We start from the raw sequence: 19,160 nt of genomic DNA, 5'->3' as shown, positions 1-19,160 counted from the left end.
ACGCACAAAAAGCGGCGAAAGAAGTGCTTCCTTGTTATAGTCTAGAGCTATATTCAAGGAGGCGATAGACATGAGTAACAAAAAACGCTATGTATTGGTCGGAACAGGCGGCCGTGCTGAATTTTTCTATGGAGCATTAGCCCAAAATTTCAGGGAAACATCCGAACTTGCAGCTTTTTGCGATATTAACCAGATACGCATGAATTACGCCAATCAGTTGCTGAGGGAAAAATATAAATACAATGAGGTGCCAACCTATACTGCAGATCAGTTCGATCAGATGATTGAGAACGAGAAGCCGGACTTCGTCATTGTAACCAGTATCGACCGCACCCACCACAAATACATCATTCGAGCAATGGAGCTTGGCTGTGATGTTGTGACTGAGAAGCCCATGACCATCGATGAGCATAAATGTCAGGATATTCTTGATGCCGTCAAACGGACTGGACAAAACATACGCGTCACCTTTAACTACCGCTATGCGCCGCACCATACCAAAATACGGGAATTGATTCAGAATGACACGATCGGAAAAGTGACTTCGGTCCACTTCGAATGGCTGTTGAATACGCGCCATGGCGCAGATTACTTCCGCCGCTGGCACCGGGACAAGCGTAATAGTGGCGGACTGCTCGTACACAAATCCACGCATCACTTCGACTTGGTCAATTTTTGGATCGGTTCGCAGCCTGAGACCGTCTTCGCATTCGGCGATCTCATGTATTATGGTAGAGAGAACGCAGAGGAACGAGGCGTGACCCAGTTTTACACTCGTGCAACAGGCAACCCGCTTGCGCAAGAAGATCCTTTTGCCCTGCACCTGGATTCGGATGCACATCTCAAAGCCATGTATCTGGATGCTGAGCCGGAAGACGGCTACCAGCGGGATCAAAGCGTATTCGGAGATGGCATCAACATCGAGGATACGATGGGCGTTCTTGTCCAGTATCAGAATAAAGCCATATTGACCTATTCACTGGTTGCATACCAGCCGTGGGAAGGTTATCGCATCGCCATTAACGGCACCAAAGGCCGGATCGAAATGAACATTGTGGAACAATCCTATGTTAACTCGCTGGGTGACAAAAATCTTGAAGGTGCATTGATTGGCAAAACACTGCGTGTCCTTCCCATGTTCGATGCCCCATACGAGGTTCAGGTCGAGGAAAAAGAAGGCGGCCATGGCGGAGGTGATCCTGTACTTCTGAATGATCTGTTTGGAGAGCCAGCGGAAGATCCCTACCACCGCGCTGCCAACCAATTCGACGGAGCAAGATCCATCCTCACCGGAATTGCAGCCAATCGCGCTATCGCAACTGGTTTACCTGTTCGCATCAACAATCTGGTTCGTTTCTAGGAACGCAAGGCAGCTCCAACCACATTTAATTCAAAGACTGCGTATAATACGCAGTCTTTTTCCCATTTTGACGACGGTCTTGAAGTCTATTCGCTTAAGGAGGAACCCATGTTTTTCTCATTAAAAAGCCGCCTGATCGCCTTTATCGTTGTGCTCTTCGTTCTTTGTTTTGGCACACTCTCCTTCCTACTCTTTAAGGAATCACGTACCGTGATCCGCTCTTACATTGAATCCTCTGCTCTTGAGAAGATGGAGGAATACGGCTCCTATGTCGATATGGTTCAAATGCAGATCTATGATGTAGCTTCTCTTGTTTTCAACAGCGATACCGCCAAGAACTGGGATAACGCGATGAGTGACCCCAACCTTCCTGAAGGGGAAAAGATGCTTGTCAATCTGGCGATGAGCCGTTTTCTGACCCAGGCTACGAACAGCTACACCAGTATCTCCGATGTATCCATCTATCGACGAAACGGGCTGAGGATTGGCAGTGAAAATCAAGTAACGACCGACCCTCTCTTCTTGCAAGAATTATGGTACAAAAATTTCTTTATCTCAGGGAATCACTGGCTGCCTGCACATACCGATCAACATGAAAATATAAGGGATCACGGCAACCCGGTAGTTAGCCTGCTGATGCCCATTGGGACCTTTCACCATGCTACAGCCCAAAATGTGATGAAAATTAATGTCAGCGAATCTTACTTTCTGGAACCGCTTAACCGAATCCATCTGGCCGAAAGCAGCACTATTTTTCTGCTGGGCGAACAAGGAAGCCCTATTCTTTCCCAACAGGCCAATCAGCTTGGTGCCGAAGCTTTAGCAGAAATCGATCAGATTCGGAACAACTCGCTCAAATCGGGTGTGGTGTACCTGAACAATGATGAAGGACAGCGTGACATTCTGGTATACAAAAAGCTAGGGCGTACGGGCTGGATGCTGGCGGGTCTGGCACCGGAAAAAGAGCTATATTCTTCTCTTCACAAACTTCAGAGTACCATTCTGGTGGTCACCATTGTTCTCATTCTCGTCTCTTTGTTTGCCGCTGCCTGGCTCTCTTATGGCGTCACCAAACCTTTAACACGACTGGTATTGGCCATGAGACAGGTACAACGCGGCGCATTCGATCAAGCAGAGTCCCTTCTACCTCCGGACAAAAATGTAAAAAGCGAAGTCAGTTATGTCATCTCCACTTTCCGCTACATGATCAGCCGATTGCGACAGCACATCCAGAATGAATTCGAGTTGAAGCTGCTCCGCCAGCAAGCTGAGTATAAAGCGCTGCTCATGCAGATTAATCCCCATTTTATGTTTAACACGCTGGAACTGGTGAGCAGTCTCGCCATGCAGCGCCGAACAAATGATACAGTTCAGGTCATTGAGGATCTGGGCAAAATGATGCGATTCTCCATGAATACAAGTGACGACAGGGTACAGCTTGCAGAGGAACTGGCTTATATCCGGCACTATATCTCCATTCTGCAAACCCGTTTCGGTCATAAGCAGGACATTACTCTGACACAGGAAGGCAGGCTGGATTCCCTGGTCATCATCAAATTTATTCTTCAGCCGCTTATTGAGAATGCCGTCAAATACAGCTTCCAGCATCAGACGACGGCAGAAGTACACATCCGGATCTCCAGACGGAATAACCGCCTGCATTTCAACATTTCAGACAATGGGCCCGGGATTCCAGCCGAAATCATCCAGAAAATTCATGATCCTGTTGAAGCATCTCAGCTCGAACCCCTATTGCGAAGCCAAAGCTGGCACATTGGGCTCGGTAATGTGGTTGCACGCTGCCGCTTGCATTACGGAAGTCTGTTTGCCATTCAGATCGAGAACGGAGAGCATAACGGCACGTCTATTGAACTGATTCTACCCGCACAGGAGGAATATGATGTACAACGTATTGATCGCAGATGACGAGATCGAGGTTCGCGAAGGACTAAAATTGAAAGTGAACTGGCAAGACATGGGCTTTATCATTTCAGGTGAAGCAGCAAACGGCATCGAAGCGGAAGAGCTTCTGAAAGCTGAACATTTTGACTTGTTAATTACAGACATGAACATGCCTGTCATGGATGGCGTCCAATTGCTGGACGTTTGCCGAAGCCTTAATCCTTCCATTCAAATTATGATCATCACAGGATATGAAGATTTCCACTATGCCAGAGCAGGTGTGCGCAGCCAGGCCATGGACTATTTGCTGAAGCCTGTAACCCGGGATGAACTGAAAACCACTTTAAATAAAATCAAAGATGAGTTGGATAAAAAGAAACAGCTGCACGGCGATTCCGAAATGATGCAATGGCGTCTCTCCCAGTATTACAAAGAAATGAAGCAACGTTTGCTGCTTGATCTTGTTAGGGGACACCGCCTCCCACCTTCTTCACTGCCAGAACGGATACGACTGTTTCATCTGGAATCCTGGCAGGATCACAGCGTCTGTTTCATCACCGCTGGCATGCGAAACTCCGATGTACAGACTGCCTCAGTGGAACGTGTTCCTGAAAAGCTCTACCTTCCCTTTGAGCTGCTTTGTCACGAAATGGCCCAGTCCTATCCAGATAATGTGCAAGTGTTCCATGACGGAGCCCACCCTGGAATTATGCATTTCATAACATTGGAAGGTATTCAGCACGAATTTGCTCAGCAGATCACAGCACAGACCCGCTCTGTTTTAACGATGGATGTACAAGTTGGATTGGGATTGTCCGTGTCTGGGTTTGAGCGCTGGAAAGAAGGCTATATTCATTCCCTATTGGCATGGAACTCTGCTGGACGCAAAGGTGCACAGGACCGTGTACCCGAAGTAGATCATAGTCCATTACTGCCTGAGGAAACCAGTCGCATGCTGCATCGTTGCCTCATTCGTGGAGAGCTGGATACCTTCCGCAGCGTGATTCGAAAGGAGCTTGCTGACTCATTTCGGATATCCACTTCCCATATGATCCGAAGCCTTTTTCAAATTTCATTATTGTTCGAACAGGAATCCTCGTGGATTTCCCCGGAATGGGTGCTTTGGCTAAAGACTCCAGACCAGGCAGAACTGCTGCTGATGCATTGGGCGGAAGATTTTGTGAATCAACAGCAGCCATCCGAGGTTGGAGAAGATACGGTCATTGAATCGGCCAAACGATATATCGAGGAAAATTACATGCTGGAACTGACATTAACTTCGTTAGCTGAGCAATATAACTACAACTCTACCTATTTTTCAGAGATATTCAAAGAAGCTGCCGGCATCTCTTTTATTCAATATGTAACCGAGGTGCGAATGAAACATGCCATACGTTTACTGAAGGAAACCCAACTAACCGTTTGGGATGTTACAGAGCTGACAGGCTTCCGTTCCCCAAGCTATTTCAGTTCAAAATTCAAAAAAATGTTCAACATAAGTCCTTCGGATTATCGTTTGCTGCATTCCGAAAAAATTGATAACCATGATCCGAAGAAATGAGATTCCGGCTTCTCCCTCTCCCCGGTATGATGAATTTACCAAGAGAATCACCGTAAATATTGTAAGCGGATTCAATTCTGCGGTGATCACGAATTCACATCCAACCCTGAAGGGAGGCCTATGATGAGAAAGCTGTCCAAGCCGTTATACGGCCAGCAGAATATGACTGCCTATTTGTTTCTGCTGCCCTGGCTCATCGGACTTTTCTGTCTGACACTCGGACCGATGGTTGCGTCGCTCTACCTGTCCTTGACGAAATTTAATTTGTTAACATCACCAACGTGGACGGGGCTCAGCAACTATGTCCAGATTTTTACCGAAGACGATACCTTTCGCAGATCTTTGGGGCTAACGTTTTATTATGTATTTCTATCCGTTCCGCTAAGGCTTGCCTTCGCCCTACTTGTAGCGATGGCGCTGAACAAAGGGATTCGGGGACTCGGCTTATACCGGACCGTGTATTACATCCCTTCCCTATTGGGAGGCAGCGTCGCTATTGCGATCGTCTGGCGTCAGATTTTTGAGGGAAGTGGTTTGGTCAATCAGTTTCTGAGCTGGTTCGGAATTACCGGACCCGCCTGGATTGCCCATCCCGATTATGTGGTCTATACGATCGTCACACTCTCTGTATGGCAGTTTGGTTCGGCCATGGTTATCTTCCTGGCTGGCCTAAAGCAAATTCCAGCCGATTTATATGAAGCTTCGGACGTCGACGGGGCAGGAAAGGTACGCCAATTCTTCGGCATCACACTTCCGATGCTCTCGCCTGTTATTTTTTTCAACCTGATCATGAGCATGATCAATTCGTTTCAAGCCTTTACACCCGCTTATGTGATCGGGGATGGACGTGGAGGCCCGCTCGACGCCACAATGTTCTATACCTTGTATCTGTATCTGAAAGGCTTCTCGTTCTTTGATATGGGTTATGCTTCTGCCCTGGCGTGGATCATGCTGGTCATTATCGGGGTATTCACCGCAATCGTCTTCCTCACCTCGAAATTCTGGGTGTTCTACGGCGACAATCAGGAAGGGAGATAGTACACATGCCACTAAAGCGACGTTTGGTTCAAGCCGGGAGGCATGTCGCCATTATCCTCTTCGGTCTGTTGATGTTGTATCCGGTGTTATGGTTAATTCTCAGTTCATTTAAACCGAATCATCTCATCTTCACCAATAGCAGCCTGATTCCAACCAGCTTCACCCTCGATCATTTTGTGAATGGCTGGAAAGGATTGCAAGGGGTGTCGTTTGGCCGCTTCTTCGGCAACTCGGCACTGATCTCAGTCATGAGTGTGCTGGGAAATGTGATTTCTTGTTCCCTTGCAGCCTACGCCTTTTCCAGATTAAAGTTCAAGTTCAAAGGCCTGTGGTTCAGCATTATGCTGGTCACCATCATGCTTCCTTACCATGTAACCCTGGTACCTCAGTACATTCTGTATAACGAGCTGCATTGGATTAATACGTATTTCCCGCTCATTCTGCCCAAGTGGCTGGCACAGGATTCCTTCTTCATTCTGCTCATGGTTCAATTCATCCGTGGTATTCCACGGGAGCTGGACGAGAGTGCAACCATTGACGGTTGCGGGCAATCTCAGATTTTTTTCAGAATCGTGGTGCCTCTTCTCGTTCCTGCACTGATCACAACAGCGATCTTCACCTTCATCTGGAGCTGGGATGACTTCTTTAGCCAGATGATCTACCTGAGCAAAATTGATCTGTTTACCGTACAGCTGGGGATTCGGTCATTGTTTGATCCATCGGGACAATCGGATTGGGGCGCACTGCTCGCCATGTCCACGCTGTCTCTGCTGCCTGTGACCATCATCTTTCTGGTATTTCAGCGTTATTTTCTAGAGGGAATTGCAACGACTGGGCTGAAGTGATTACGAAATTACGAAAATACCTGTCCAGACGCAATACGTGTACAACAGATATTATTTTTTTCATTATCCATTGTCAGGGGGATTTCTCATGTTCAAACGATTAATGATCACTGTTATAGCTTCACTCCTGTTATTGGTGACTGCCTGCTCTGGAACGGATCATACCGGCGCTGATGAGCAGAAAGGAACAAAGACCGCTGAAGACGGGCAAGTCGAACTACGCATGATGTGGTGGGGCGATCAAAAACGGGCAGATATTACGAACGAAGCCCTGAAGGTTTTTCAGGAGAAACATCCGAATATTAAAATTGTAGGTGAATTTGCCCCTTCCTCCGGATATTTCGACAAGTTGAATACACAGCTGGCGTCAGGCACAGCACCGGATATTTTCTTCCTTGGGGGTAATGTGGTTGACTACGCCAAAAAGGATGTGCTTTTGAACCTGGACCCTTATGTCGGTAGTGAACTGAATCTGGATGGCATGGATGCCACCATGGTTGAATATGGGCGTCTTGATGGGAAGCTGCAGCATATTTCCGCAGGTGCGAATGCACGGGGTATTGTCGTTAATCAAGCGCTATTCGATCAAGCGGGAATCCCTTTGCCAGCTTCGGATTGGACTTGGGAAGATTATGCTGCAATCAGCAAAGAGCTATCCGACAAGCTCGGTAAGGGCTTTTATGGAACCTATAATTTCACAGTTGACGGTATGGACATCTTTTTGAAACAACGCGGCAAACAGCTATATGATATGAAGAATGGCACGCTCGGATTTGCAAAAGAAGACATTTTGGAATGGTTCACTTACTGGGAGCAGGCTTCCAAATCCGGAGGTGTGGTCACGCCTGAATTGCAGGTTTCCAACCCACCGGATGATACGAGTAAATCCTTGCTTATTACGGGCAAGGCGGCTATGAGCCTGCTTCCTTCGAATCAACTGGCTGCTTTCCAGAGTCTCACAGAAGATAAGTTAATTCTTTTGCCTGTACCACGGGGTCCAAAAGGAACTGGGGTTGTATTTGAATCCAGTCAGGGGTTGTCCGGTTATGCGAATACCAAACATGCAAAAGAAGTCGCGATCCTGATGGATTTCTGGATTAATGATCCGGACGCAGCCAAAATTCTCGGCAACGACCGCGGCGTGCCCGTTACGGAAGCCAACCGCAATCTGCTTCAACAAGAAGCGGGACCTGTTGAAGAGATTGTATATAATTACACCAGCTTTGTATCTGAAGCTACAAAAACGGAGCCTTTTGACGTGAGCTATAATCCTCCGGGATTCGCTGAATTCTCCAAGCTGGCCCAGACAACCAACCAGGAAATCGGCTTTGGCCGAAAAAGTGTGGAGCAAGCCGTGACTGACTTCTATAATGGCACCGTACGAATCTTTGAATCCAATCAATAAATAACCGCTAGCTATAAGGAGGTCGACATGACAGAAGCCCTGCTGAACAAGCTGCGTCAGATCTCGATCCACGATCATGTGCAGCCAGGTAAACCGGAAGATCAAAAGTTAATACAGGAATGGCAGGCGTCGGGTGTTCAATTCGCGGCAACTGGTGGAAGACTGGAAGCAACTTATTATTCCGCATTGGAGAAGTTACTGACTTGCATTGTGCCCCTGAACGGCATTGAGCCCATTCTTCAGGAAGGTGGCATCTATCTGGGTTGCTGGCTGGAGAGTACGGGCACCATTAATGCGGAACTGCTGTCACGTCTGATTCCTTCCGTATCGGAAACGACCTATCTTGCTTTTGCCCGACACCAAAGAGAAGATGGATTGCTACCTTATAAGCTAACGGAGAACGGTCCATCCTTTCGCCAGATTCAGCTCGTTACACCATTGGCACGAAGCGTATGGAACCACTACCTGCTTCATGGAAAGAACCGTTCCTTCCTGAAGACTATGTACAAGGCCATGGTTCAATACGACGAATGGATTGCAACGTATCGCAATACCCGAGGGACCGGCTGTGTGGAGGCATTTAGTACCTTTGATACCGGGCATGATCTGTCCCCACGGTTCTGGCACGTCCCGGATACACCATATATGAATGATGCTGCGTCCTACCATCCGGACTCTCCGGTCCTGCCTTTTTTGGCACCAGACTTAACCGCCAATATATATTGCCAGCGCATGTATTTATCCCAAATGGCTGAGGAACTTGGGGAGTCTGGTGGTGATTGGAAAGCAAAAGCTGAAGCCAGTCTCGAAAGTCTCTTTCGCTACTGTTATGACGAAGAGGATATGTTCTTCTACGACCGGGATCGCAATGACGAATTCGTCAGGGTACAGTCCGATGTGCTGCTGCGCGTGATGGCCTGCGAGGTGGGCGACCGTGGATTGTTTGATAACATACTGCGCCGGTATTTGCTGAACACAAGTAAGTTTTTTGCCAAATACCCGTTCACCTCCATGTCGATGGATGATCCACGGTTCGATCCGTTCTCCTCTTATAACAGCTGGGGTGGAGCATCCAACTTCCTGAGTCTGATCCGTGCACCACATGCTTTTGAATATCACCATCGCTATGTGGAATTGACCTGGGTACTGCAACCCATCTTGTCGTCCCTTTCCAAAGCAACGCGCTTTGCGCAGGCTTTAAGCCCATGGACCGGGGAGGAGGGTTTTACGGAAACCTATTCCCCCTCCATTCTTTGCCTGCTTGATTATGTGGAACGGTTATGCGGCATCATGCCGGTTGGATCGGACCAACTGTGGTTTACCGGTCTTCTCCCCATCGACATGGATCATGGCGAAGAAGTCGCTGGTCATACGGCGTACAGCCGTACGGTGAATGGGCTGCATTTTGAATTGGTGAACACGCCAGAACGGGTAACGGTATATCAGGATGGTAAGATTCTTATGGAGGGGCCAGCAGGAATTCGGTTAATTACGGATCAGGGTGGACATTTGGAAGGCGTCATCGGAATGAGCGTGCGCACGATTGAGGGTGAACTGATCTATCGAGGGAATTCCATTCCGATTCGAATCAAAGGAAATGAACTCCAGCGGTATATAGAGGGAAGCTTGAAAACAGAACGAGATATCGGCATCATCTATCCTTCCTATCGATAGTGCGTTTCCCGATGAATAGTTGCAACGCCAAAAGCGCAAGTGGCAAGGGTAGCTCCCCTGTACTTGCGCTTTTACGATTTTACTATCCTAATGGACTGTCCACGAAAATGAGCCTTCGCTTATGCTTTCCGCTCCCACGCAGGGTGGCGATAGAACTCAATCGTATCTATATAGTTCACCGTGTACTTCTGTTCAACTTCCGACAGCTCCAACAGCTTTCTGTCCATTTGTTTCAAACCCATGACCACATCATGCCGGAGAAGGTCCATTGCAATTTTGCCTACAAAGCCGCCTTCCATCTCTTTATGTTTATTACGAAATTCTTCATTATAGATCAGTTCCGGTGTAAACGATGCTTCAACAAATGCGTTGACAAGCGTAAGCTCATTACCCTCTATCTGTACCGCGATATAATAGTTGCCACGTTCATCCCGAATGAGGTCTTTATACATTTCCACGTCCATCTGAATCACTCCCTATATCTTAAGTTGTACCTTATCATGAGTAACATGGGCGCCATTTTGCTCACCTCTTGCCCTCGTCCATTCATATAGTAGGTATAAATGGCGAACGGAGGATTGCTTATGAATTGGCACCAACTTCATACAGGAAAAACACTTCAGCAGCGTCTGGTCGAGTTCCAGGGACATCTGGCAGAACTGAATGCTCCATTGTCTGGTCTGGAACCTGGAATAATTAGAAAAGTATATCCGCGCAATTTTATCAAAGTCAATCGGCAGTTATTTATTCCACTCAGTTTGTTTTCCATTCGTGTATTTGATGTACCACGAGCACGGCGAGGCATACGGGTAGGCATCCGCACGGTATTCCCATCCGGAAACGCATTTAACAATATCCGACTTGTTGGTGTTGGACTGGATTACATTGAGCTGCAGGGAAAAGGTAAATTCTCCTCACGTATTCTCTTTCCGCTAACTCAGGTCGAATCGATCTATCGTCCAACGAATAAAAAGAAGAAATAATGAGACCAGACATCGCTGAATTCATATCTGTGCCAGCAATCGCCTAATGAGAGAAACGATCCATGCCCTGGGTCAACCCCATGTCATGATATGCATATTTCTATTCCCTAGTATAACTCATACCTGCATTGGTCTGCTCGGATATTGTGCCATAGCAAAAAGCGGTGAGCACAGAACCCTTCTGTGTCTCACCGCGCAGATGCCTATCAATAATCATTGGAATCAGGAACGTATCACTCAGATGCCTGTCCACACATCCTTGGCATAACGACCTTCCTGCTGCAAACGTTCTAACCACGCATCGGCTTCCTCTGTGGAGTTGCCGCTGACATCAGCGTACGCTTTCTTGAGTGTTGCTTCAACATCAGGTGCCATCTTGCTGCCATCGCCGCAAACATACAGATGTCCACCCTGTTCGAGCAGAGGAATCAGTTTGTGGGCATCATCTCTCATTAGATGCTGCACGTAACATTTCTCTTCCCCGTCCACGCGGGAGAAGGCGGTATGAAGCTGGACAAGGCCCTCTTGCTCCGCAGTTTCGAGTTCATTTTTATATAAATAATCATGTTCAGGGTTGCGACATCCAAAATACAGATGCGCCTCGCCAACCTTCTCACCCTGTTCCTTCAGTACACGTCTTGCCTGCAGGAAACCACGGAATGGAGCTACGCCCGTCCCCGGACCAACCATAATGATCGGAGCCTCTGCAGTTTCTGGCAGTTCGAACCCGGACTCAGGCGTGCGTATGAACATGACAACCTCTTCACCCGGCTTCAAGTTCGCCAGATAGTTGGACGCTATACCTTTATATTCTCCCTGACCACTCCACGCCGGAGCACGCACTACGCTGACGGTTATGCTGGCCTGCTCAGGCTGCACTCGCGGTGAACTGGAGATTGAATAATATCGGGCTTTCAGGGAAGGCAGCAGTTCCAAAAACCGTTCGAAAGGCAGCTCACATGCTTCGTATTTCACCAAATAATCCAGCATGGATATGCGTTTCTTACGCACTTCTTCCATGTAAACAGACTCATCAAGAAGCGCTTCGAGCTCCTTCTTATGCGGTGGGCACACCGTGTACGCCGCCAGCTCCCTCAGTTGGGCCCGAGTTGCCGCTTCCTGAAGCTCCACACTGTGACTGAGCAGATCGACCAGACTAACCGGTTGGTGCAATGGCAGATGAGCTGCGCTGCGACCAGAGGCATCCAGAACCAGATGTTCCGTACCTGTGAATCCATATCGTTTCAGTACTCGTTCTACGAGCTCAGACGGGTTTTGCGGCAAAATGCCCAGGTGATCGCCTTCTTTATACGTTGCGCCTTCAGGCAGTTTAATCTCCAGATGACGTGTGCTTCGTTCACTGCCCGCATCATGAAGTTCCCGATTCTCAAGCACTTCAGCAACATGTGCATCATACGTATCCGCGAGCGGCGTTACCGCCAGTCCGCTGACAAACTGTACTGACAAGGAACTGCGCTCACTACCTGAGCTTGTGTTCAACTTGAGGCCCAGAGTTCGTGCCAAATCCGGCCATAGTTGCTCGGTCCAGTCTCCAACCTGTTTCTCAAAGTCCCCGCTGGCATCACTTTCTCCGATCGGTGATAACCGTTCTGCTCCTTTGGAAGATAACTGCTCATCAATCAAACGCGGGATACGCTGGTACGTGCTGGCCCAGTTGTGATCCCCACATCCGAGAACGGAGAATCGAACGCCTTGGAATTCCCCTGCCTCCGCATGTTCAATCCACTCGACGAAATCCTTGGCATTGCTTGGTGGCTGACCATTGTAGGATGCGCTCACAATGATGACGACGCCTTCCTTCGGAAGTTTGCCTACACGATCATCCAGGGTAGCCACCTCGCTGCGGAAGCCCTGATATCTTGCGGTATCTGCGATTTCACGCGCAATGCCTTCCGCAGTCCCAAGATTAGATCCATATAGGACAAGCATCGGGGTGTGATGGGCATTTGCTGTATCCGGCTCTTGTCTTTTGGCAACCGGAGTCGGTTCCTCCACGGCAACACCCGGAACAGCCATGACCGGTTGCCCCCCGCGTGCACGAACACGAATCGTGAAGTTATCGGGTTTGAGCGTCAACGTTTCTTTCACTTTCAACTGATAGTCCGCATGATCGATGAATTCAAAATGCTTCAGGACCATTCCTAGCACAAGTGTTGCTTCCTGAAGGGCGAATTGCTGACCAATGCAGGCCCGCTGACCATTACCAAATGGTTTATAGGCGTCATGTGGCACCTTGCTCGGATCTTCGAACCGTTCCGGACGGAATTCCTCCACATCGTCTCCCCAAGCGTCGCGGTCCCGGTGCAGCTTGGGAATGAGTACACTGACACTATCCCCTTTTTGCAAAGGATATTTCCCGTCCAGAACAAGATCTTTCTTCGCGTATAAGGAGAATGCCGGAGCCGTAGGCCACAACCGCAATGCTTCGTTCAAAACCATACGAACATATTTCAGATTGCGGACCTGATTGTATGTCGGAACCGGATCTTTCAGAATCTGATCTGCTTCAGCTTGAGCCTTGGCAAGGGTATCCGGGTTTTTCATTAAATAATAGATGGCAAAGGACAACAGGCCACTCGTCGTCTCATGTCCAGCAATCAGGAAGGTGATGATCTGGTAACGGATATTTTCATCGTCCAGCGTTTCCCCGGTTTCCGGGTCCTTGCCACTAAGCATATGGGACAACAGATCGTCCGCCCCTTCCTGGGGCTGCTCCTTGCGCTCCGCAATAATATGATCCACCAGAGAGTACATCGAACGGATATCCTGCTCAAACTGTTTCTTTTTGGTGATCATCAGCTTGTCTTGCAGACGCAAACGCTGCAACGAACTCATCGATTCGTCTAGTGCTCGAACCATACTGGTAATGAAGGGATGCGGTTCTTCCCGGTAAAAGCTGTTAAATCGGTAGTTGAATCCACACAATCCAATCGTATCCAGGGTGAGACGAGTCATATCATCAGGTACGTTAACCGTCTCATCCGGATTCAATCTGGACCACTTCTGCACGAGTTGTACAGCGAGATCAATCATTTTGTTGTGATATCCCTGCATTGCACGCTGGCTGAAGCTGGGCAGCAACACATTGTGAGCTTTTTTCCAATTCGGTTCTTGAGTCCAACTTGTAAACAGGCCATCTCCGGCAAATGCACGTACCTTCTCCAGCGGTGCCCATACCCGTTTATCGAATTTGGATTCGTCGGTTACCTCGGCTACCAGTTCGTGACCTGAAATATACAATTCACTTCGGCCAGGATAATCCATTCGAAAAATGGGGCCATACTCTTCAGCGAGTTTCACCAGGGATTGTACAGGCTCATCGGTATTTAACTGTGGTAAGTTTCCTAAAGGCCCAAAAGTTTTGGGTTGGGGAACTGAAATTTGCGCCATAATACTCACTCCTCTTCCAAGTGTTACGTTCGACTAAAAAATAATACTTTTGTTCAATTACGACTTCAGATCAACAGACATGACTACATTTTCTGCAAATTTTCATATTTCATCCAGATAACCTGAAATTCATACCGGAACCAACTGACCAAAATGGTATATTGGTCAGTTTAGATTAAAAAAAATGGGTTCCTTCGTTATCTTTCTTTTACCCTAACATTTCCAGTCCTAATCTTCAACAGTCTCAAAGTCGTAGGACCAATGGGTATCCATCCGAATTGGCATGAGTAAATTTCCCCTTTGGTCCCTCCATATAGAGATTATTTTGCTCTGAACGAATACCAGAATTCCGATGATACACAGTTCGCTCCAACTCAAACTAAGCCTGTATCAGCAGGTTCCGAATCGCTGACTCCATCTCTATCGGTGCAACCGTAGTCTCATAGCGACCACTCACTTCCCCGGTTCGATTAATCAAAAATTTGGTGAAATTCCATTTGATCCCGTCTCCCCGGTATAATTCGGGATGTTTCTCCTCTAGGAATTGATCCATCCACCGACCTTCTTCCGATTCCACGTCATAACCCTCAAATGGGGCTGTATCGACCAGATAGCGAAACAAAGGATGTATGGACTGTCCGGTAACCTCGATCTTCTCAAAAATCGGAAAGGATATATGAAAATGATTCCTACAATACTGAGCTATCTCATCATTGTTGCCCGGCTCCTTCTGATTAAACTGATCACAGGGAAACGCCAGGATCTCCAGCCCTTGATCACGATACTGCTCATACAGGTGTTGAAGCTCCGTAAATTGTCGAGAGTAACTGCACTTGCTGGCTGTATTCACGATAAGTAGCACTTTCCCCTCAAAAACAGATAAATCGCCCACGTGTCCATCCATGAATGGAACCTGATAAGAAAATATACTCATTCATAACGCCTCCTTGGTCGGTTCTCACATGAACCTATCTTGGAATGGATTATACGCCGCTTCTCTTGATAGGTTAAATATATAATAATTATAATATTAATAGTTTTTATCTATAGAATATTTTTATCTACTGCCATATGATTGAATGGCTCATGATCCCTTTCATAATGGACATACTAGACATAGAAAAAACTGCCCTTCGCAGACAAAAAGCTGCTTTTGGACAGTCATTCGTTAAGGTTGTGCATTTCGAAATGTAGCTAACCCATAATAAGACCATATACAATCCCCGGCCCATGAACACCAATCGTCAAATCATTTTCAATATCAGAAGAACGACTAGGACCGGAAATAAAATGTATGCCTGCCGGAAGATTCTCTCTTCCCGCTTCATCGAATCGATCAAGCGTTTCACCAAGTCTGGTGTAGAGCCGTTCAACTGGAATAATAATGATGAGTACGGTTGGCAATAGACTCACTGAGCGTCCCTTTTCTGGCGAAGAAAGCACCGTGACAGAACCCGTATATGCTGTGGCATAATCCGCCATTACTACACCGATATCTGCCTCGGCTGCCCGTGCCTTCCAGTTCTCCTCTGCTTTGCTGTTCCATACAGAAATCTGCACATCGGGAAGTTGCTCTTCCAATCCAAGATCCGTCAGCGCCTGTTCATTCTGACGTATGATATATTTCGCACTCAATTCATGAGATTTATTAGCGATAAAGTCCGAAGCTTCGCCAATGTCTCTTACCCGTGCAATATGAGCACCTACACTCACAAAATTATCGGTAAATGCCTGTATGCGTTTATCTATGTCCCAGTCCAGATCCGTCCAGAATGCGGGTGCACCGCGAAAAGGTTGGGTCGGAGCATGTGTCTGCCGTGGTCTTCTCAATTTGGACGCAATGTCATTCATAAAGTGTTCCTGCTTCGCACGAGATTTTTTCTCCAATTGCTCCAGCCATTCCTGATGTTCAGTGTTCATGTTGACCACCACCCCCCTCGCGCTCACGCAGAATCTGTTCCATTCGATCCCGAACGGAAGAATCCATTTCTTTCTTCTCCTGATTCAGCTCCTGATCCAACTTGTTCCATTGCTGCCGGAAGGAACGCTTCGCGAGGCTTGGCGCAACCCGATAGCTGTTCCAGCCTTTGAGGGGCCCAAGTTTAAGTGAAATTCCGTTATTCCGAACAATGACTTTCTGACCAATCTGTCCGAGACGTATAGCCGCTCCGAATCGTTTAGAATTGGATACAACCGCTGCAAAACCTTTCATACCAGCGCTCTCAAGCTTATTGCCATGGCCCTTTTCCACCTTGCGTCTACGTAAATATACGAGCATATCATGCAGCGGAATTTTGACAGGACAGGCTTCATAACAGGCTCCGCACAGACTGGAAGCACCCGCGATGTCGTTCCATTCATCGATGTTGCCATTGAGTGCAGGTGTAAGTACCGCTCCAATCGGTCCACTGTAGGTTCCACCATAGGCATGCCCGCCGATATGACGATATACCGGACAAGCGTTCAAACATGCACCACAGCGAATACAGTTCAACAGCTCCTGAAACTCGGGATCACCCAACTGAAGTGAACGTCCATTATCCACGATAATAATGTGCATTTCATCTGGCCCGTCCCCGTCTTCTGTTCGGCGAGGGCCGGTTATACCTGACATATACATCGTCAATTTTTGACCTGTCGCGGAGCGTGGCAGTAAGGTTGCCATCACCTCGAGATCCGTCCAGGATGGAATGATACGCTCCATGCCCATTAAGGTAATCTGTGTTTTTGGCACGGTGGATACCATACGGGCATTGCCTTCATTTTCGAATAGGACCATGGAACCCGTTTCCGCAATCGCAAAATTGCAGCCGGTCATGCCTATATCTGCTTCAAGAAACTTCTCACGCAGCTTTTTGCGTACAAATCCGGCAAGTACGGTGGTGTCCGGTTCCAGAATTTCTCCCGCTTCCTTGGACAACAGGTCCGCAATCTGGTATCGATTTTTGTGAATAGCCGGAATGACGATATGGGATGGGGCTTCACCCGCCAATTGAATGATATATTCGCCCAGATCGGTCTCTATTGCTTCAATACCTGCGGATTCCAATACATGGTTGAGATGCACTTCCTCGGACACCATGGACTTGGATTTTACCACGGTAGAAGCCTGCTTGTGAGCCGCAATATCAAGTGCTATTGCGGCTGCCTCTACCGAAGTATCCGCAAAATGAATATGAACTCCATTGGCACGTGCATTATTGACGAATTCATTCAGGTAATAATCCAGATGTGCGATCGTATGCAGACGAATCTGACGTCCACGTTCGCGCCATTCTTCCCAGTTGCCATGTTCTTCGGATGCGGACTTCTTGCCATTACGCAATCGCTCTGTCGTAAACTTGACGGCTTTCCGCAGGAAGTCATCATTCAAAGCCAGTTCTGCACGTTCTTTGACGGTAACATCCATTACACCGGGTTGACTCATCCTGTTTGCACCCCCTCATAGAGCAGTTCGGCCAAATGCATCACACGCACTGGTTCATTCCGATACCGCAGATTACCTGCGATATTCATTAGACAGGCCATATCTAGTCCTACCAATACTTCAGCTTCCGTTTCTTTGATGTGATCTACCTTTTCTGTGACCATGGCACCAGATATATCCGGCATTTTGATGGCAAAGGTACCCCCAAAGCCGCAGCAATCCTCTCCGTAAGGAAGGGGAACAAATTCCAAACCTTTTACTGCCGAAAGTAATGCCATAGGCTCATCCTTTACGCCTAACAAACGGCTGCCATGACAGGAGGGATGGTATGTAACCTTATGCGGAAAATGTGCACCCAAATCCGTGATGCCAAGCACCTGAACGAGGAACTGTGTGAACTCGTAGGCTTTGGCTTCCAAACGTTTAGCCTTCTCCAGCCACACAGGTTCATCGACAAACAGCTCGGGATAATGATGAATCATGTACGTACAGGAGCCCGAGGGACAGACGACAAAATCACTATCATCAAAGGCTTCCAGAATCGTTTTGGCGGCTACCCGTGTCTCATCCCAATACCCGCTGTTGTAGGAAGGCTGACCGCAGCAGGTCTGCACGGGCGGGAAATCCAACCGAACGCCATGAGCGGCGAGCAATCTCACCATCGCCTCCCCCACGCGGGGATATATGGCATCGCTGAGGCAGGTAATGAATAAGGAGACCTTCATGATTACACGCTCCTATAACTGATGAATTGTTGTTATAACGCATAAAAGTATCAAATACCGTATTGTTTTATACCCTTGTGATTGAGATATCATAGCTGTTCAGTCGTTCTATCAAATCATCATCAAGCGACTGATCTGTGATCACCGCATGAACCGCATTTAACCCGGTTACCCGGGCAAATGCACGAACCCCAAACTTGCTCGTATCTGCAAGCAAAATGACCTGGTCGGATATGCCGACCATTTTCTGCTTCAACCGTGCCTGAAGCTCATTGGATTCACTGATTCCTCCGCCTTCCAGATGCACACCTTTACAAGACAGAAACAATTTATCGACATGATATGTCTCAAGAGAACGTTCCGCGAGCGGTCCAACAAAAGACAGAGATCGTTGGGCCAGCTGGCCTCCAGTCGAGATGACTTCAATCTTTTCCCTGCTGCTCAGTTCAGTGGCTACCTGTATGGAATTGGTTAATACAGTCAATGGCATATCCGGCATATTGGCCGCCATATACCCTGCTGTCGTGCTGGCATCCAGTAGAATTCGATCACCCGGACGAATCATGGATAGAGCCGACTGGGCAATTCTTTTCTTTTCCTCTGCATGTGTTGTTTCCCTTACCCGGTAAGGAATCTCCGGCTGCTCTTCCTTCACGCTGACAGCGCCGCCATGGGAACGGCGCAGCCGCCCTGCTTGCTCCAGCCGATCCAGATCACGCCGAATGGTCTCTTCTGTTACCCGGCAGTGCTCACTAAGCTCGGATACACGCATGCTGCCCTTAACATTAACCATCTCCACAATCCGGTCATAGCGCTCTGCTGCCAGCAT

15 protein-coding genes are annotated in these 19,160 nt (G+C 47.9%); 8 read left to right on the top strand and 7 right to left on the bottom strand.

The window, feature by feature from the left end; all coding sequences use genetic code 11:
- Nucleotides 1-70: 70 nt before the first annotated feature.
- From AC4PM4_RS00560 to AC4PM4_RS00530, 7 genes are all read left to right on the top strand, one after another.
- Entirely contained in the window at nt 71-1,360 is a 1,290-nt protein-coding gene (locus tag AC4PM4_RS00560) for a Gfo/Idh/MocA family oxidoreductase (protein ID WP_491612431.1), read from the top strand.
- A gap of 108 nt (nt 1,361-1,468) precedes the next feature.
- Nucleotides 1,469-3,286, top strand: coding sequence for a cache domain-containing sensor histidine kinase (locus tag AC4PM4_RS00555; protein WP_491612430.1), 1,818 nt, complete (start codon nt 1,469-1,471; stop codon nt 3,284-3,286).
- Entirely contained in the window at nt 3,261-4,823 is a 1,563-nt protein-coding gene (locus AC4PM4_RS00550; RefSeq protein WP_491612429.1) for a response regulator, read from the top strand. The genes AC4PM4_RS00555 and AC4PM4_RS00550 overlap by 26 nt, the downstream gene beginning before the upstream one ends.
- Nucleotides 4,824-4,946: 123 nt before the next feature.
- Complete coding sequence (locus AC4PM4_RS00545) at nt 4,947-5,861, top strand: carbohydrate ABC transporter permease (protein ID WP_063563343.1); 915 nt, start codon at nt 4,947-4,949, stop codon at nt 5,859-5,861.
- Between the two features lie 5 nt (nt 5,862-5,866).
- Nucleotides 5,867-6,706, top strand: a complete 840-nt coding sequence (locus tag AC4PM4_RS00540) for a carbohydrate ABC transporter permease (RefSeq protein ID WP_072732514.1) — start codon at nt 5,867-5,869, stop codon at nt 6,704-6,706.
- Nucleotides 6,707-6,794: 88 nt separating this feature from the next.
- Nucleotides 6,795-8,111 (top strand): ABC transporter substrate-binding protein, encoded by a 1,317-nt coding sequence (locus AC4PM4_RS00535; protein ID WP_072732513.1) that lies wholly within the window; start codon nt 6,795-6,797, stop codon nt 8,109-8,111.
- A gap of 27 nt (nt 8,112-8,138) precedes the next feature.
- Nucleotides 8,139-9,785 carry an MGH1-like glycoside hydrolase domain-containing protein gene (locus AC4PM4_RS00530; protein WP_491612427.1) on the top strand — a complete coding sequence of 549 codons (1,647 nt, stop codon included), beginning with the start codon at nt 8,139-8,141 and terminating at the stop codon, nt 9,783-9,785.
- Nucleotides 9,786-9,904: 119 nt separating this feature from the next.
- Here the strand turns inward: AC4PM4_RS00530 and AC4PM4_RS00525 are convergent, their stop codons facing one another.
- Nucleotides 9,905-10,249, bottom strand: a complete 345-nt coding sequence (locus AC4PM4_RS00525; protein WP_063563339.1) for a hypothetical protein — start codon at nt 10,247-10,249, stop codon at nt 9,905-9,907.
- A 120-nt stretch (nt 10,250-10,369) separates the two neighbouring features.
- Here AC4PM4_RS00525 and AC4PM4_RS00520 point away from each other — a divergent pair, with 120 nt between their 5' ends.
- Nucleotides 10,370-10,768 (top strand): hypothetical protein, encoded by a 399-nt coding sequence (locus AC4PM4_RS00520; RefSeq protein WP_269056821.1) that lies wholly within the window; start codon nt 10,370-10,372, stop codon nt 10,766-10,768.
- A 237-nt stretch (nt 10,769-11,005) separates the two neighbouring features.
- Here the strand turns inward: AC4PM4_RS00520 and AC4PM4_RS00515 are convergent, their stop codons facing one another.
- The 6 genes from AC4PM4_RS00515 to AC4PM4_RS00490 form a co-directional block, all read right to left on the bottom strand.
- Nucleotides 11,006-14,179 (bottom strand): bifunctional cytochrome P450/NADPH--P450 reductase, encoded by a 3,174-nt coding sequence (locus tag AC4PM4_RS00515; protein ID WP_491612424.1) that lies wholly within the window; start codon nt 14,177-14,179, stop codon nt 11,006-11,008.
- Nucleotides 14,180-14,558: 379 nt separating this feature from the next.
- Entirely contained in the window at nt 14,559-15,113 is a 555-nt protein-coding gene (locus AC4PM4_RS00510; protein ID WP_491612423.1) for a glutathione peroxidase, read from the bottom strand.
- 260 nt (nt 15,114-15,373) lie between these two features.
- Nucleotides 15,374-16,099, bottom strand: a complete 726-nt coding sequence (locus AC4PM4_RS00505) for a LutC/YkgG family protein (RefSeq protein WP_072732509.1) — start codon at nt 16,097-16,099, stop codon at nt 15,374-15,376.
- A complete protein-coding gene (locus AC4PM4_RS00500) occupies nt 16,089-17,606 on the bottom strand; it encodes a LutB/LldF family L-lactate oxidation iron-sulfur protein (RefSeq protein ID WP_274566519.1) in 1,518 nt (505 codons plus the stop codon). Before AC4PM4_RS00500 ends, AC4PM4_RS00505 begins: the two co-directional genes overlap by 11 nt.
- Nucleotides 17,603-18,331, bottom strand: a complete 729-nt coding sequence (locus tag AC4PM4_RS00495; protein WP_063563333.1) for a (Fe-S)-binding protein — start codon at nt 18,329-18,331, stop codon at nt 17,603-17,605. The genes AC4PM4_RS00500 and AC4PM4_RS00495 overlap by 4 nt, the downstream gene beginning before the upstream one ends.
- Nucleotides 18,332-18,398: 67 nt before the next feature.
- Nucleotides 18,399-19,160 carry a DeoR/GlpR family DNA-binding transcription regulator gene (locus tag AC4PM4_RS00490; RefSeq protein WP_079694552.1) on the bottom strand — a complete coding sequence of 254 codons (762 nt, stop codon included), beginning with the start codon at nt 19,158-19,160 and terminating at the stop codon, nt 18,399-18,401.

It is taken from the genome of Paenibacillus sp. MDV22-iso6 (genome assembly GCF_058408365.1).
This window is presented reverse-complemented; position numbering and strand designations above follow the sequence as displayed.

What these genes read in the sequence shown, in the direction of transcription:
- AC4PM4_RS00560 (WP_491612431.1), top strand. Translation starts at nt 71, where the DNA reads ATGAGTAACAAAAAACGCTATGTATTGGTCGGAACAGGCGGCCGTGCT.
- AC4PM4_RS00555 (WP_491612430.1), top strand. Translation starts at nt 1,469, where the DNA reads ATGTTTTTCTCATTAAAAAGCCGCCTGATCGCCTTTATCGTTGTGCTC.
- AC4PM4_RS00550 (WP_491612429.1), top strand. Translation starts at nt 3,261, where the DNA reads ATGTACAACGTATTGATCGCAGATGACGAGATCGAGGTTCGCGAAGGA.
- AC4PM4_RS00545 (WP_063563343.1), top strand. Translation starts at nt 4,947, where the DNA reads ATGAGAAAGCTGTCCAAGCCGTTATACGGCCAGCAGAATATGACTGCC.
- AC4PM4_RS00540 (WP_072732514.1), top strand. Translation starts at nt 5,867, where the DNA reads ATGCCACTAAAGCGACGTTTGGTTCAAGCCGGGAGGCATGTCGCCATT.
- AC4PM4_RS00535 (WP_072732513.1), top strand. Translation starts at nt 6,795, where the DNA reads ATGTTCAAACGATTAATGATCACTGTTATAGCTTCACTCCTGTTATTG.
- AC4PM4_RS00530 (WP_491612427.1), top strand. Translation starts at nt 8,139, where the DNA reads ATGACAGAAGCCCTGCTGAACAAGCTGCGTCAGATCTCGATCCACGAT.
- AC4PM4_RS00525 (WP_063563339.1), bottom strand. Translation starts at nt 10,249, where the DNA reads ATGGACGTGGAAATGTATAAAGACCTCATTCGGGATGAACGTGGCAAC.
- AC4PM4_RS00520 (WP_269056821.1), top strand. Translation starts at nt 10,370, where the DNA reads ATGAATTGGCACCAACTTCATACAGGAAAAACACTTCAGCAGCGTCTG.
- AC4PM4_RS00515 (WP_491612424.1), bottom strand. Translation starts at nt 14,179, where the DNA reads ATGGCGCAAATTTCAGTTCCCCAACCCAAAACTTTTGGGCCTTTAGGA.
- AC4PM4_RS00510 (WP_491612423.1), bottom strand. Translation starts at nt 15,113, where the DNA reads ATGAGTATATTTTCTTATCAGGTTCCATTCATGGATGGACACGTGGGC.
- AC4PM4_RS00505 (WP_072732509.1), bottom strand. Translation starts at nt 16,099, where the DNA reads ATGAACACTGAACATCAGGAATGGCTGGAGCAATTGGAGAAAAAATCT.
- AC4PM4_RS00500 (WP_274566519.1), bottom strand. Translation starts at nt 17,606, where the DNA reads ATGAGTCAACCCGGTGTAATGGATGTTACCGTCAAAGAACGTGCAGAA.
- AC4PM4_RS00495 (WP_063563333.1), bottom strand. Translation starts at nt 18,331, where the DNA reads ATGAAGGTCTCCTTATTCATTACCTGCCTCAGCGATGCCATATATCCC.
- AC4PM4_RS00490 (WP_079694552.1), bottom strand. Translation starts at nt 19,160, where the DNA reads ATGCTGGCAGCAGAGCGCTATGACCGGATTGTGGAGATGGTTAATGTT.